The sequence below is a fragment of the Gemmobacter fulvus genome (assembly GCF_018798885.1).
GTDB lineage: Bacteria > Pseudomonadota > Alphaproteobacteria > Rhodobacterales > Rhodobacteraceae > Gemmobacter > Gemmobacter fulvus.
This window is the reverse complement of the sequence record NZ_CP076361.1, coordinates 389,930-404,671: the sequence shown is the minus strand read 5'-3', so window position 1 is coordinate 404,671 and position 14,742 is coordinate 389,930. Positions and strand designations below refer to the sequence as shown.

Annotated in this window: 13 protein-coding genes; 3 read left to right on the top strand and 10 right to left on the bottom strand. The window is 64.1% G+C overall.

Features of this window, described 5'->3' with window-relative positions; genetic code table 11:
- Nucleotides 1-9: 9 nt before the first annotated feature.
- From KM031_RS01875 to KM031_RS01830, 10 genes are all read right to left on the bottom strand, one after another.
- The gene (locus tag KM031_RS01875; protein ID WP_215504069.1) at nucleotides 10-804 is read right to left on the bottom strand and encodes an ABC transporter permease; all 795 of its coding nucleotides are present in this window, start codon (nucleotides 802-804) and stop codon (nucleotides 10-12) included.
- Nucleotides 794-1,675, bottom strand: a complete 882-nt coding sequence (locus KM031_RS01870; protein ID WP_215504070.1) for an ABC transporter permease — start codon at nucleotides 1,673-1,675, stop codon at nucleotides 794-796. The genes KM031_RS01875 and KM031_RS01870 overlap by 11 nt, the downstream gene beginning before the upstream one ends.
- A complete protein-coding gene (locus tag KM031_RS01865) occupies nucleotides 1,672-2,748 on the bottom strand; it encodes an ABC transporter ATP-binding protein (protein WP_215504071.1) in 1,077 nt (358 codons plus the stop codon). The genes KM031_RS01870 and KM031_RS01865 overlap by 4 nt, the downstream gene beginning before the upstream one ends.
- Nucleotides 2,749-2,751: 3 nt before the next feature.
- The gene (locus tag KM031_RS01860; protein WP_215504072.1) at nucleotides 2,752-4,845 is read right to left on the bottom strand and encodes an oxidoreductase; all 2,094 of its coding nucleotides are present in this window, start codon (nucleotides 4,843-4,845) and stop codon (nucleotides 2,752-2,754) included.
- A gap of 186 nt (nucleotides 4,846-5,031) precedes the next feature.
- Nucleotides 5,032-5,985 carry a LysR family transcriptional regulator gene (locus tag KM031_RS01855; RefSeq protein WP_215504073.1) on the bottom strand — a complete coding sequence of 318 codons (954 nt, stop codon included), beginning with the start codon at nucleotides 5,983-5,985 and terminating at the stop codon, nucleotides 5,032-5,034.
- Nucleotides 5,986-6,029: 44 nt separating this feature from the next.
- Nucleotides 6,030-7,511 carry an aldehyde dehydrogenase gene (locus KM031_RS01850; RefSeq protein WP_369694655.1) on the bottom strand — a complete coding sequence of 494 codons (1,482 nt, stop codon included), beginning with the start codon at nucleotides 7,509-7,511 and terminating at the stop codon, nucleotides 6,030-6,032.
- Nucleotides 7,512-7,518: 7 nt separating this feature from the next.
- The gene (locus tag KM031_RS01845) at nucleotides 7,519-8,193 is read right to left on the bottom strand and encodes a DUF1028 domain-containing protein (protein ID WP_215504075.1); all 675 of its coding nucleotides are present in this window, start codon (nucleotides 8,191-8,193) and stop codon (nucleotides 7,519-7,521) included.
- Nucleotides 8,194-8,336: 143 nt separating this feature from the next.
- Nucleotides 8,337-8,753 (bottom strand): RidA family protein, encoded by a 417-nt coding sequence (locus KM031_RS01840; protein ID WP_215504076.1) that lies wholly within the window; start codon nucleotides 8,751-8,753, stop codon nucleotides 8,337-8,339.
- An 11-nt stretch (nucleotides 8,754-8,764) separates the two neighbouring features.
- A complete protein-coding gene (locus tag KM031_RS01835; RefSeq protein ID WP_215504077.1) occupies nucleotides 8,765-10,027 on the bottom strand; it encodes a flavin-containing monooxygenase in 1,263 nt (420 codons plus the stop codon).
- A 71-nt stretch (nucleotides 10,028-10,098) separates the two neighbouring features.
- Nucleotides 10,099-11,232, bottom strand: coding sequence for an aromatic ring-hydroxylating oxygenase subunit alpha (locus tag KM031_RS01830; RefSeq protein ID WP_215504078.1), 1,134 nt, complete (start codon nucleotides 11,230-11,232; stop codon nucleotides 10,099-10,101).
- A 352-nt stretch (nucleotides 11,233-11,584) separates the two neighbouring features.
- Between KM031_RS01830 and KM031_RS01825 the strand changes: the two genes are divergently transcribed.
- The 3 genes from KM031_RS01825 to KM031_RS01815 all read left to right on the top strand — a co-directional run bounded on the left by KM031_RS01825 (nucleotide 11,585) and on the right by KM031_RS01815 (nucleotide 14,653).
- Entirely contained in the window at nucleotides 11,585-12,238 is a 654-nt protein-coding gene (locus KM031_RS01825; RefSeq protein WP_215504079.1) for a protein-L-isoaspartate O-methyltransferase family protein, read from the top strand.
- A 35-nt stretch (nucleotides 12,239-12,273) separates the two neighbouring features.
- On the top strand, nucleotides 12,274-13,665 hold the full coding sequence (locus KM031_RS01820) for a TolC family outer membrane protein (protein WP_246566878.1): 1,392 nt from the start codon (nucleotides 12,274-12,276) through the stop codon (nucleotides 13,663-13,665).
- Nucleotides 13,666-13,795: 130 nt separating this feature from the next.
- The gene (locus KM031_RS01815) at nucleotides 13,796-14,653 is read left to right on the top strand and encodes a hypothetical protein (RefSeq protein ID WP_246566879.1); all 858 of its coding nucleotides are present in this window, start codon (nucleotides 13,796-13,798) and stop codon (nucleotides 14,651-14,653) included.
- Nucleotides 14,654-14,742: the final 89 nt, after the last annotated feature.

The following is a 14,742-nucleotide window of genomic DNA, read 5'->3' as shown; positions in this document are numbered from 1 at the left end:
GGCCGGGGTTCAGCCCCGGTTCGGGTTGCGGAAGGTCAGCACAAGGGCCGTGGTGGCAAGGATGAGCGAGCCTGCGACGATCAGAGTGGAAATCGCGTTCAGCTCCGGCGTGGTGCCCTGTTTGATCAGGCCGAAGATATAGACGGGCAGGGTGGTCGACCCGCCCGAGTTCAGCAGGTTGGAGGTGATGAAATCATCCATCGAGATCACGAAGGCCAGCATGGCCCCCGCAAACACCCCCGGCGCGATCAGCGGCAGCGTGACCCGGCGAAAGGTCACCCAGGGGCTGGCATAAAGATCCTGCGCCGCCTCTTCGAAATCCGCCTCCATGCCTTGCAGACGGGCGCGGATCGGCAGGAAGGCAAAGGGGATGCAGAAGGCGGTATGGGCGATGATCAGCTTGGCCATGCCGTTTTGCAGGCCCAGCTGCGAAAACAGGATCAGCACCGCCACCGCCAGCACGATCTCGGGCAGCAGCAGGGGCAGGTTGACCACGGTTTCCGACACCCGGCGAAAGCGCACATCGCGGCCCCGCACGATCACCAGCGCGGCCATCAGTGCGACGGTGGTGGCAATGGCGGTGGCGATCACCGCCACGGTGAGCGAGATCTTCACCGCATCCATCAGCGCGCGGTTGGACAGCGCACTTTCATACCATTTCAGCGAAAACCCGGTCCAGACCGAGACGAGCCGGTTTTCGTTGAAGGAAAACGCGATGACCACAGCGATGGGCAGATAGAGATACAGAAAGAACAGCGCGGTAAACAGGCGCGCGCCGGGATAGCGTTTCACATCATGCGCCATGGGCCACCTCGCGCTGCGCCCTGAGCGCGTTCAGCATCAGAAAGATCATCACCAGCCCCATCAGCAGGATGGCAATGGCCGCGCCGAAGGGCCAGTTGCGCCCGCCGCCGAACTGCGTCTGGATCAGGTTGCCCATCAGCATGGCCTTGCCGCCGCCCAGCAGGATCGGCTCCAGCACCGCCCCCAGGCAGGGCACGAACACAAGGATCGCCCCGGCCATCAGCCCCGGCATCGCCAGCGGCAGGATCACCCGCCGGGCCGTGACCCAGCGCGAGCCATAGAGATCATGGCTGGCCTCGATCAGTGCCGGATCCAGCTTTTCGACCGAGGCGAACACCGGCAGGATCATCAGCGGGATATAAGAGTAAACAAGGCCAGTCAGCATCGCGCCATTGGTGAACAGCAGGCTGTCGATATCGGCCAGCAGCCCCAGCCCGCGCAGGGTTTTCTCGATCACGCCGTCATTGCCCAGAATGATGATCCAGGCATAGACCCGCACGATCATCGACACCCAGAACGGTAGCGTCACCAGATAGATCAGAACCGCGCGCAGCCGTGGCCCGGCCTGCGCGATGGTATAGGCGGCGGGCAGGGCCAGTGCGGCGCAGATCAGCGTGGTGAGCCCGGCAAGCCAGAGCGTGCGCCCGATGATCCACAGATATTGCGCGGTAAATTCGGTTTCGCCCTCCCAGCCTTCCTCGAACAGGATCTGGGTGTAGGAGGCAGGCGAAAAGCCCCATTCAAACCCGCCATAGGCGCCGCGCGTGGCAAAGCTGACCATCAGCACGATGGCAATCGGCAGGATGAGCGTGAAGGCCATGATGATCCAGGCCGGGGCAAGGCCCCAGAGGCGGAAATCGGGGGTTTTCATCGCGCCAGCACCCGTGCGCTGTCATGGCGGAAGCCCAGTTTCACCCGGCGGCCCAGATCGAAGCTGGTGCTGTGCGAAATCGCGTTGCGTTTGGACACGCGCAATTTGGTGCCGCCCACATCGACCGTGTAATGGGTATAGCCGCCCATGTAATTCTTGGTGATGATCTGACCTTCCATCAGCTCGCCCGCCGCCTGATCCTCCATCCCGATCTTTTCGGGGCGCAGCGACAGGGTGGCGCGCTGGCCGGGCTGTGCGCCCTTGTGCAGGGTGGTCAGCGTGACCCCCATCGGCGTGCGCACGGTGGCCTGATCGCCGTCCACGCGCAGCACATCGACCTCGAAGAAATTCGTCTCGCCGATGAAATCCGCGACAAAGCGGTTTTCCGGGTCTTCGTAAATGTCGGTCGGGGTGCCCAGATGCTGAATCTCGCCATGGCCCAGCACGCAGATCCGGTCCGACATATCCAGCGCCTCTTCCTGATCATGGGTCACGAAGACAAAGGTGATGCCGGTGGCGCGTTGCAGGGCGCGCAATTCATCGCGCATCGCCTGACGCAGCTTGAGGTCCAGCGCCGAGAGCGGCTCGTCCAGCAGCAGCACTTCGGGTTCGGGGGCAAGCGCGCGGGCCAGCGCCACGCGCTGCCGCTGGCCGCCCGACAGCTGCGCCGGTTTGCGGCGGGCGAATTGCGACATATGCACCATGGCCAGCATCTCGGCCACGCGGGCCTCGCGCCGGTCTTTCGCCCAGCCCATGTTCTCCAGCCCGAAGGCGATATTCGCCTCCAGTGTCATGTGCGGGAACAGCGCATAGCTTTGGAACACCGTATTCACCCGTCGCTTGTGCGGGGGCAGGCTCAGGATGTCCTTGCCATGCAGGCGGATGGTGCCGCTGGTCGGGGCTTCGAACCCGGCGATCATGCGCAGCAGCGTGGTCTTGCCACAGCCCGACGGGCCGAGCATGGTGAAGAACTCGTTGTCATAGATGTCGAAGCTGACCCCTTTCAGCGCCTGATAGGTGCCGAAGGATTTGGCGACATTGACGACCTCGATGGCTTTGTTACGGGTATCCATGGCTCAATCCGCCGCCAGTTCGGTGATCTCTCGGCGGAAGGGCAGGCTGTCGCCCCAATCGCCGCCATGCTCATCGGCCCAGACCCCGCTGTCCAGCTCGCGTGCATAGCGGTGGCCGGCAAAGGTGGCCCAGGCGATCGGGCCGGGCGCGCTAGCATCGCCGATCAGCTGCACCGAACGGATGCCCGCATCCGCCCATTCGGCCTGCCGGGCCTTCAGCGCATGGAACAGGCTGTCATTCGCCACGCGCGAGGCGACCATGATCACGGCATCGCAGGCCAGGCGCCCGCGCTGATCGGTATAGCTGCAACTGGTTTCCACCCCATCCGCGTGCAGGCGGGCAATGCCGGTGTTCAGCACGATCTTCACCCCGGCGGCGATCAGGCGGCGGTGAATCGCCCCCTGTTCCAGCGTGTTGATCGTCCAGTCGCTGACATAGGCCGAGGGCGTCACCAGCGTCACATCGCAGCCCTTCTGCGCCGCCAGTTCGGCCAGAACGCCGCCCATGTAATAATGGTCGTCATCAAAGACCATGACCTTGCCTGCGGGCATGCGCCCCTCCATCAGATCATCGGGGGTAAAGACGGGCAGGGCATCGGCGCCGGGCATCGGCAGCACATGCTGACGCGCGACACCATCGGCGCGCCAGCGGCTGCCAGTGGCGATGCAGATGTTCTGGAAGCCGAAATCGAGCACATCCTGCACGCCCAGATCCGACCCCGGATACATCTGCACATTCGGGCGTTGGCCGATCTGATACAGTCGGTAATCCGCCACCCGGCCCCAGGCCGACAGGCCCGGCAACATCCGTTCGCGCGCCACCCGGCCGCCAAAGCTGTCGCGCGCCTCGGCCACCGCCACGTCATAGCCACGCAGGGCCAGTGCCCGCGCCGCCTCCAGCCCGGCAGGGCCGGAGCCGATGACCAGCACATTTTCGCTGTCACCGCGTGTGGCGATCTTTTCGGGGTGCCAGCCGCGCCGCCATTCCTCCATGAAGGTTGGGTTCTGGGTGCAGCGGCTGATCGCCTGCGTCATGTCGCCGGTGATGCAGATATTGCAGCCGATACATTCGCGGATATCGTCGATCCGGCCCTCTTCGATCTTTTTCGGCAGGAACGGGTCGGCAATCGACGGGCGGGCGCAGCCGATGAAATCAAGCGTGCCCTGCCGGATCATCTTGGCCATCACATCGGGCGAGGTGAAGCGGCCCACGCCGACCACGGGTTTCGGCGACAGGTCGCGGATGCCGCGCACGAGGGCCTCTTGCGCGGCTTCCTCCTTGAAGCGCGACGGGCCAGAGCAATCTTCCCAGGTGCCCTGCGCCAGATCCCACAGGTCGGGCAGTTCGGCATTCATCGCGATGAAATCGCGCACCTCGGCGTTGGAAAAGCCAAGCTCGCCAATGGTTTCATCCAGACTGACCCGCAGGGTGATCGCCATGCTGTCACCCACGGCATCGCGCATGTCGGCAATCACTTCGCGGGCAAAGCGCGAGCGGTTTTCCAGGCTGCCGCCATATTCATCGCTGCGCTGGTTGGTGGCCCGGCTGAGGAAATGCTGAAAGATGCCGAAGCCATGCGCGCCATACAGGCAGATCAGGTCAAACTCTGCCAGCTTGCAGCGTTTGGCGGCATTGACGAACCAGCGGCGCAGATTGCGGATGTCGGTCTTGTCCATCGCGCGGGCCTGCACCGGATCATTGGTGAAGGTGCGGATCGGCAGCGCCGAGGGCGCCAGCGGCACCTCTTTGGTATACATGTTTGGGCCATTGATGCCGGAATAGGCCAGCTGGATGCCCGCCAGCGCCCCATGGGTTTTCATCGCCTGCGCCATCTTGCGCAGCATCGGAATATCCTTGTCCTCCCACAGCCGCAGCTCGATGAACGGGGTGATTTCCGAGGTGTGGTGCATCTCGGTCTGTTCGGTGAAGATCACGCCCCAGCCGCCCTCGGCCTTGATGCCCCGCATCGCGGCGGCGGCCGAAGGGTCGCGGTAGCCACCGCCATTGCAGTGCGGCACCTGATAAAAGCGGTTCTTCGCCATCAGCGGGCCAATGGCCATCGGTTCAAACAGGATATCATAGCGAGGATCGCGCAAGGCCCTGGCTCCCTTCAGTGGATGCGCGATGCGGCACAGCGTCGCGGCGGTGCGGCCAAAAGACCCGTCGCAGCGGCTTTGGTAAATGATTGCTTCTGGAAGCTGGACTTAGGGAAAGGCTAACAGGTCGTCCCGGCGCGTTCGATTTGGGCGAAGTGCCCGCGCTTTCGGCAGCATAGGAAGGTGTCAGACGCCCGTGTCGGTATCGCTCAGCCGCAGGCGCAACCCCGGCGTGTTTTCCGGCGTCAACTGGGCCTGACAATGATCGACAAAAGCCCGCACGGTTTGCGAGGCGCGCGCGCCTTCTGACAGCACCAGCCCCAGTTCCATCGGGCGCACCGGGCCCGTCAGCGGCACATAACGCAGCTTGCGGCCATCGGGGGCGTGGTTGCTGTGCGGGCGGATATTGGCAATGGAATAGCCGAATCCCTGCCCGACAAGGCTTTGCATCACCGCCATGTCGCGGGTGCGTTCGGCAATCCGGGGTTTCACGCCGATCTCGCTGAAAAACGACAGGAAATATTCGGCGCTCATCGGCAGATCCAGCAGCACCATCGGGTATTCTGCCAACTCTGCCGGGGAGACTGCCGTCAGATGCGCCAGCTCATGCGTGTCATGCAGCACGGCATAGGGGGGCAGGCTGGTCAGCGGCACGAACTCAAGATCGGGCGGGATGTTGAGGTCATAGCTCAGCGCCAGATCAAGGGTGGCATTGCGCAGCCCCTCGAAGATCTCGGACTGGTTGCGTTCGAACTGATGGAAATCGACTTCGGGGTTCATGTCGACAAAGCCGCGGCGCAGATGCGGCAGCACCACTTGGGCAAAGGTCAGCAGGCAGCCCACATGCAGCGGGCCGCGCACCTTGCCGGTGATGTCATTGGCCAGATTGTTCAGCCGCGCGGCATGGGCCAGCACCACCTTGGCCTGTTCGACAAACTGTTTGCCGCCTTGGGTCAACGACAGGCCATGCGCATGTTTGCGCACGAAAAGCGGCAGACCAAATTCTTGTTCCAATTGCGAAATCGCCGCCGAAATCGACGGCGACGACACATTCACCTTTTCCGACGCCATGGCGATGGAGCCGGACTCGCCCACCGCCACCAGATATTCAAGTTGTCGCAGGGTGAAGCGCAAGGGCATGGCTTATCCACCTCCCGTTGGGGTTAGGATAATCCTAAGCGCATTCAGTATTTGATCCAAGTTGTTTTCAGCGCCGAATATTTGTCAAAGCTGTGCAGCGACAGATCGCGCCCGAAGCCCGATTGTTTCATGCCGCCGAACGGCGTCATGGCCGACAGCGCATCTACCGTGTTCACTGACACCGTGCCCGCCACCAGACGATCCGACACCGACAAGGCCCGGCTCAGATCACGCGTCCAGACCGAGGCGGCCAGACCATAAGGGCTGTCATTCGCCATGGCGATGGCCTCGTCTTCCGAGGTGAAGGTCTGGATCGACAGGATGGGGCCGAAGATCTCTTCGCGCACGATGCGTGCCTCGGATCCGGCATCAGCAAAGATTGTCGGCTGGATGAAGGTTTCCGCCCCGTTCAGCCGGACCCGCTCGCCGCCGCAGACCAGCCGCGCCTGCTGTTTGCCGCTGTCGATGAAGCCCATCACGGTATCGGCATGGGCCTGATCGACCATGGCCCCCATGCGCGAGGCGGGATCAAGCGGATCGCCCGGCTGCATGGCAGCGGCGCGGCTGCGCATCCGCTCGATCATCTCCTCGGCGATGGATGTATGGACCAACATGCGGGAATTGGCGGAACAAACCTCGCCCTGATTGAAAAAGATGCCGAAGGCGGCCATATCCGCCGCCGCATCCAGATCGGAATCGGCAAAGATCAGGTTCGGGCTTTTGCCGCCCGTCTCCAGCCAGACCTGTTTCATGTTGCTTTCGCCCGCATAGCGCAGGAACAGCTTGCCCACGGCGGTCGATCCGGTGAACACTAGCGCATCGACATCGGGGTGGCGGCCAAGTGCCTGCCCGGCATCCTGGCCAAAGCCGGGCACCACGTTCAGAACCCCATCCGGCAGCCCGGCCTCGCTGGCCAGTTCGGCCAGCCGCAGCGCCGAAAGCGGGCTTTGTTCGGCCGGTTTCAGCACCACCGAATTGCCCATGGCAAGGGCGGGCGCGAGTTTCCATGTGGCCATGTCGAGCGGGAAGTTCCACGGAACCACCGCGCCGATCACGCCCAGCGGCACCCGGCGCACCATAGCCAGATCGCGGCCACCCGTGGGGGCAATCTCGTCATAGAGCTTGTCGATCGCCTCGGCGTGCCATTGGAAGAAATGCGCCGAGCCGGGCGCGTCGATGGTGGCGGCATCGGTGATGAGCTTGCCCATATCCAGACTGTCGAGCAGCGCCAGTTCGGGGATATTGTCGCGGATCAGCGCGGCAAGGCGCAGCAGCACCTCCTTGCGGTCTCCGGGGGTCTTGCGGCTCCAGCGCCCGTCGTCAAAGGCGCGGCGCGCGGATTTGACAGCACGATCAACATCTTCGGCGCCGCCCTTTGCAACATCTGTCAGGATCTGCGCCGTGGCCGGGTTCACGGACTCGAAGCGCGCGCCCGAGGCGGCGGGCACGGGCTTGCCATCCAGCCAGATCTGGTTGCGGAAGGTCAGGGCAGCGGTACGGGTCTGCCATTCGGCATGGGTGAACATCATGTCCTCATTCGTCTCCGGGCACGCCGTAAGAGGGTGCCTGCGTCGGATCCATGGCGCGCTGCACATAGGCGGCCATCTGCGGTTTGTAGATTTTCCAAGCGGTTTCAACGGCCTGGATCGGGCAGCTGTCGGTCCAGTCGCAGCGCAGATCAACCAGCGGCCAGCTGAGCCGGTCGGCGATGCGCAGCCCGGCGGAATGCACCGGCCCCGCCTCGCCGCCCGCTGACAACCCGGCCTGCAAGGCGGCCATCAGCCGGTCGCCCAGATGGCCTGTGGCGCTCTCGAAAGCCGCGACCATGGCGCGGGGCACGTCCTCATTGGCTAGCAGATTGCCGCCCGCGGCACAGTCGCGCCCCTGCGCCTCGCCCCAGAGGCCCAGCACCTGACCGCCCGAATGAATGGCCACGCCACCATCGCGGTCAATCACGAGAATCTGACGGTAATCAATATGTTCGCGACCAGTCTTGACGTGAGCCAGCGCCGCGGCCGCGCCAAGGCCAGAGGCCAGCGCATCGAGCACCAAAGGCCCCAGCGCCGGGTCGGTGACGTTCTGGCTGGCCACTACCCCCACGCCCGCACGGGTATGGGCGCAGCGGGCCGCAACAGCGGGCGAGGAGGAGGCGATCACCATGCCGAACTGGCCGGTTTTCGCGCAGCGGGCGACGAGGGAAAAGGTCATGCGGTGCCTTGGGTTGGAGAGGCCGGGGGCTGTCTGCCCCCGGACCCCCGAGGATATTTTTGCCAAGATGAAAGGCGGGTGTTTTCAGAATGGGCCAGTCTGGCCAGCGGGAGCCGGAGTGGCGGAGCGTCGGCCCTGTGGGGTCAATCGGGGATCACGGCGGTGGCATCGATTTCCACCAGCCATTCGGGGCGGGCCAGCGCCACCACGGTCAGGCCGGTACAGACCGGATGCACGCCTTTGATATATTCGCCCATGGTGCGATAGACCACCTCGCGGTGGCGCACATCGGTCAGGTAGACCACCAGCTTGACCACGTGAGTCATGGATCCGCCAGCCTCTTCAACCAGTTGCCGGATGTTCTGCATCACCTTGTGGGTTTGCTCCACCGGATCATTGCCCTTGATGTTGACGGCGGTATCAAGGTCTTGCGGGCATTGGCCGCGCATCCAGAGCGTGGTGCCGCCGCGGGTGGCGACTGCCTGGCACAGATCATTGTCCAGCCGTTGTTCGGGATAGGTGTCCTTGGTGTTGAAGGTGCGGTAGCGGGTATGTTCCATGGTGGTCTCTTTCATTCGGCGGCGGCGGCATCGCCGGGCGCGCGGTAGGCCAGGTAGCTGCGTTGTTTGGCGATATGGTCGGCCACGAATTTGGCATCATGCCATACGCCCCAGATGAAGGACGAGCCGCGGCGGGACTGGTAGGGCAGACCCAGGAAGTAGATCCCCGGTTCGGAGGAGACGCCGCGCTGGTGGCGGGGTTTGCCGGTGTCATCCAGCGCATCGACCTTGAGCCAGCCGTAATCATTGCGGAAGCCGGTGGCCCAGAGGATCGTGGTCACGCCCGCTTCGGCCAGATCGAGGCTGAGCAGCGGGTTGACCATGCAGTCGGGGGCGGGGCCGATGGCGCGGGCCTCGGGGTCTTCCGGCAGGTCGATGCCGTTGCGGGTGACCCAGGCGTCGGCCTCGTCCAGCAGTGCCAGCAGGTTGGCATCGCCGCGGTCGATGTTGCGGACCAGATCAGGGGCGAAGGTCATGGTGCCATCGGCAAACTGTTCGGTCCGGCCCACCAGGGTCATGCCGCGCGCGGCCAGTTTGCGGAAATCGACTGTCTGGCCGCCATGGGCGCCGCTGACGGCGATGGTGGTATGGTCTGCGCCTTTCGGGGCATCGGCGTCCCACATGTTCAACACGCCCAGCCACCAGACGAAATCGCGGCCCCGGTAGCGGCGCGGCGGGCGGTCATGCGGCCCGACCGAGAGATAGACCTTGCGACCGGCCTCCATCAGCTCTTCGGCGATCTGCGCGCCGGAGGATCCGGCACCGACCACCAGCACCGCGCCGGGCGGCAATTGGCCGGGGTTGCGGTAGCTGTTGGAGTGGATCTGGGTGATGCCGTCCGTTTCCGGCACCAGCGCCGGGATCAGCGGCACCTGAAACGCGCCGGTGGCGGCGATCACATATTGCGCCTCGACCGGGCCTTGCGAGGTGTCGACCCGGAAGCCGCCGCCGGGTTTGCGCACCACTTCGGTAACAGAGACGCCGCAGCGGATCGGGGCGTGGAATTTTTCGGCATAGGCGGCGAAGTAATCGGCCACCTGATCCTTGCCGACAAAGGCCTCGGGGTCGCCGGAGAACTCCATGCCCGGAAAGCGGTCATGCCAGGCGGGGCCATTGGCCACCAGCGAATCCCAGCGCGCGGTGCGCCAGCGTTCAGCGATGCGGCCTTTTTCCAGCACCAGATGCGGCACGCCGCAGCGGCTCAGATGTTCGCTCATGGCCACACCGGCCTGGCCGGCGCCGACCACCAGCGCTTCGATCTTTTCGACTGACATCATCATGTCCTTTGGAATTCAGCAGATTTCGGGCAGCAGGCGAGATCGCCTGGCCCAGACACGCGGGAGGATCACGCGGGGATGCGCGAGGCGAGGTAGCGGGCAAAATCGTAATTGGGCCGCTCCAGATGGCTGAGCGGGCCGGGCTGTGCCAGGCCGGCAGAGAGGCCGCGATAGACCTTTTCGGTGCAGCCCTTGTCCTCGATGTTCACATCGTCCAGCAGGGCTTTGACATTGGCGAGATGGGTCGCCGCCTCGGGATCGGCCAGCCAATCGGCAGACATGCCGCCGCCGAACAGCACATTCACATGGCCGGGGCCATCGGGCGTCAGCGACAGATACCAGAAATAGCCGGGGGTCAGGGTGATCAGCAGCGCCGGATAGATCGCCAGAAGCCAGGTCTTGCGGCGGTCATCGCCGGTCAGCGTGGTATTGCCGGGATGGGCAAGGGCCAGCGGCACGGTATCGTTCTTCAGGATCCAGTGATAGTTGAAGGCCGCCAGTCCTTCGGGGCAGACCATCTCTTCGAGCTTCGACGCGCCGCCGATCGTGCCGGCATGGCAGACGGGCAGGTGGTAGCTTTCCATGAAATTCTCGGCCAGCACCTTCCAGTTGGTGGCCCAGCGGAAGGTTTCGCGGAAGGTTTCGGTATAGGTCGTCATGTCCAGCGGCGCGATCAGCGCTGCCGCCTCGGCCAGGGTCTCGGCGGGGGCCGGGGCGTCGGGGTTGAGCGAGACCATGATCCAGCCCTGCCAGACCTCACAGCGGATGGCGGGCAGACCCTGGGCCTCTTTGCAGAAGCTTGAATTGAGGGACATCGCGGGTGCGCCGCGCAGGCTGCCGTCCAGATTATAGGTCCAGGCGTGATAGGGGCAGACGATGCTGCGGGTATGGCCGCGGCCCTGCAACAGCGTCGACATGCGGTGGCGGCAGACGTTGGACATCGCGCGGATCTGCCCTTCGCGGTCGCGCAGCACGATCACCGGCTCATCGGCGATTTGCAGCGTCAGGTAATCGCCCGGATTGGGCAGGCTTTCGGCCCGACCCACGCAGAGCCAGTCCTGCGCAAAGATGTGTTTCTGTTCCAGCGCCAGAAACCCCGGATCGGTATAGACCGATTTCGGCATGGCATGGGCTTCGGTGAACGGCACGGCGACATTTGCGTGCAATTCCTGTGCGGGGCTCAGGGGGGTATGCTTGTTCATCGCGGTGCCCTTTGCGGTTCCGTGGCATTGTGCCAAGTGAAGCGGGTTCCCCTACAGTGGCGCAGCATGGCTTAAGGGAAAAGCATTGTGTTTTTCAGCTTTGATTAGGATTTGGCTAATTCATCTCGGGCCCATGTGCCGGGCCTTGCGGGGCGGCAGAGTTTATCTGTGTCTTTGGCGACGGAGGGCGATCCGGGCGGCGTTCAAAGCCGGAACAGGCAGGGCAAAATGCACCTGTGATTGTATTGCAAGGGTGGAATATGTGCTGCGTTGCGGGCTTAGAAGGCGTGTTGCTGTTGGTCCGTTTCTGTGGCATCACGGAAGGGACAGAAACTAGACCGATGAGTTTAGCATGACCGATTTCGCTGCCCGCCGCACCATCATGGTCGACACCCAGGTTCGTCCCTCCGATGTCACGAAATTCCCGATCATCGCGGCGATGCTGTCGGTGCCGCGCGAGGCCTATGTGCCTTATGACAAGCGCGAGGCCGCCTATATGGGCGAGCATGTGATGATCGGTGGTGGCCGGGTGGTTCTGGATGCGCGCACGCTGGCCAAGCTGCTGGATGCGCTGGATATCCAGCCGACGGAAACCGTGCTTGATCTGGGCTGCGGGCTTGGTTATTCGACGGCGGTGATTGCCCGCATGGCCGAAGCCGTGGTGGCGGTGGAAGAGAACGAGGCGCTGGCCTCCGAGGCGCAGCGTACGTTGTCGTCGCAGGGTGTCGACAATGCGGCGGTGATCGTCGGGCCGCTGGCCGCCGGGGCGGTGAAACCCGGCCCCTATGACGTGATCACGCTGCAAGGCGCTGTCGAGGTCGTGCCCGACGCGCTGCTGGCGCAGTTGAAAGAGGGCGGGCGGATCGGCTGCATCTTCATGGAAGGCGCGTTGGGTGTGGCGCGCGTCGGCTACAAGATCGACGGCCAGGTGACCTGGCGCAATGTATTCAACGCATCGGCTCCGGTTCTGCCCGGCTTTGCGGCCAAGAAGGCGTTCACGCTCTGATCTGATCAGGGGCGATACAACAACAGGAGCAGGCGATGTTCGGGATGAGGCAGGTCTTGGCGGCAACGGCTGCGACAGTGCTGGTGGCATTGGCCCCCATGGCGCGGGCCGAAACGCTGGGCGATGCAATGATCGCCGCCTACAAGAATTCGCACCTGCTCGACCAGAACCGCGCCCTGCTGCGCGCGGCGGATGAGGATGTGGCGACAGCGGTTTCGGCGATGCGGCCGGTGGTGGAATTCACCGCCTCGTCGTCGCGCCAGCGCCGGGTGTCGGATCTGACCGGCAACGAAAGCTTTACCGAAAACACCGCGCTGGAACTGTCGTGGGAGCTGATGCTGTTCGACTTCGGACGCACGGCGGCCAGTATTGCGGCGGCCAAGGAAAGCGTGCTGGCCACCCGCGCCGGGCTGGTGGGGGTGGAACAATCGGTGCTGCTGGGCACGGTTGAGGCCTATGTGAATGTGCGGCTGGCACAAGAGATTGTCGAGCTGCGCCAGAACAACCTGCGCCTGCTGACCGAAGAATTGCGCGCTGCCGAAGACCGCTTTGATGTGGGTGAGGTGACGCGCACCGACGTGGCGCTGGCGGAATCGCAGCTGGCGGCGTCGCGGGCGGCGCTGGCCGCCGCCGAAGGCGATGTGCTGGTGGCGCGCGAGTCCTACAAGGCCTCGACCGGGGCCTATCCGGGCCGTCTGGCCGCGGTGCCGAAAGCCCCGAAATTGCCGCGCTCGCTTGACGAGGCGCTGGCCATTGCGCGGCGTACCCATCCCGACATGATCCGCGCGCAGCATCTGGTGAAGGTCGCCGACCTTAACGTGGAACTGGCGCAGGCCAATATGCGCCCGACCATTGGGCTTCAGGCGAGCGCGGGCGTCAACAGCTCCAACCAATTCAACAGCGATTATGATTACCAGTCGGCGGGCGTGTCGTTCAATCAGACGCTTTATGCTGGCGGGCGTCTGTCGGCGCTGTATCGCCGGGCCATGGCGCAGCGCGAGGCGCAGCGCGCCGCCCTGCATCAGACGCGGGTGAGTATTGATCAGAATCTGGGCAATGCCTGGGCCAATCTGGATGTGTCGGCAGCGCAGATCGCGGCCAATATCCGCCAGATCGAAGCGGCGCAGGTGGCCTTTGACGGTCTGCGCGAAGAGGCCAAGCTGGGCGCGCGCACCACGCTGGAGGTTCTCGATGCCGAGCAGGATCTGCTCGACGCCCGCGCCGCCCGCGTGCAATCCGAAGCGCAGCGCTATTACGCCGTCTACAACGTGCTGTCGGCGATGGGTCTGCTGACGGTCGAGGGCATGAACCTTGGCATCCCGACCTATGACGTGACGGCCTATTACAACGTGGTCAAGGATGCCCCGGCCCCGTCGTTTCAGGGTGACAGTCTGGACCGCGTGCTGCGCGCCATCGGCAAGGACTGATGCGCCGTCAGGCGGCGATCCGCGCCAAGTGCCTCTGATCCTTGTGAATTGTTAACTGCTGTTGCGCCATTGTCTTGTAAGACGATGGCGCAACAGCTACTGTTTCCACAATGAGCATAACGGGGCAGGCATGAGCGAGCCGATGAGTTCTGTGGAGATCGAAGATGTGCTGTCCTCCATCCGGCGGCTCGTCTCTGAAGATCTGCGGCCGCAGAGCCGCGCGGGCGGCCTGCCAGCCAAAACCTCTGACAGGTTGATCCTGACGCCGGCGCTGCGCGTGGTGTCCGATCCGGTTGTGCCCGAGTCCGTTGCAAAACCTGCCTCCGTATCGCAGGATGGCTCGGTTCTGGCAGCGCTGCTGGAGCAGATCGCCGATGGCACGCCGCGCCTGACCGAGGCGGAAGATCTGCCCGATCCGGCCGAGGATGCCCATGTCGGGGCCTCGCCCTCGCTGGAGGATGTGGTGGCCGCTGTCGGCGCGCGTGTCAGCCCCGAAGGGTGGGAGGCCGAGGCCGAAGATCTGGTGGAGGACATGGCAAATGCCGGTTGGCCGCAGGCGGGCTGGGCCTCACCTGAGGTGGTCGAGGTCGATCTGGATCAGGTCGAAGAGGCCGAGGTTCTGCAGGTCGTCGCCCCGGACCAGTCACGTCTGGACGAGGCCTGGCGCGATGGCGCCTGGCCGGGCGGGCCGCTGGAGGCGGATCTGGACGATGTGACCGGGCCGGAGGACAGCACGCTGGCCGATCTGGCCGAAGCCGCCGCCGTGGCCGAAATCCAGCGCGCCAGCGGGGCCGATGCGCCGAACACCACCACCCGCATGTTCGACGACGAGGATCAGGTTCTGGATGAAGAGGCGCTGGGGGATCTGGTGCGCGACATCATCCGTGAGGAATTGCAGGGCGCCTTGGGCGAACGTATCACCCGCAATGTGCGCAAGCTGGTGCGGGCCGAGATCAACCGGGTTCTGTCGAGCCGCGAGTTGAACTGACCTCATGCCTTGCATGAAGGTCGCGCCATAACCCGCAGATCTGAAATGAAAAACGCGCCCAAGATGGGCGCGCTTTTTCGTAATGCCGC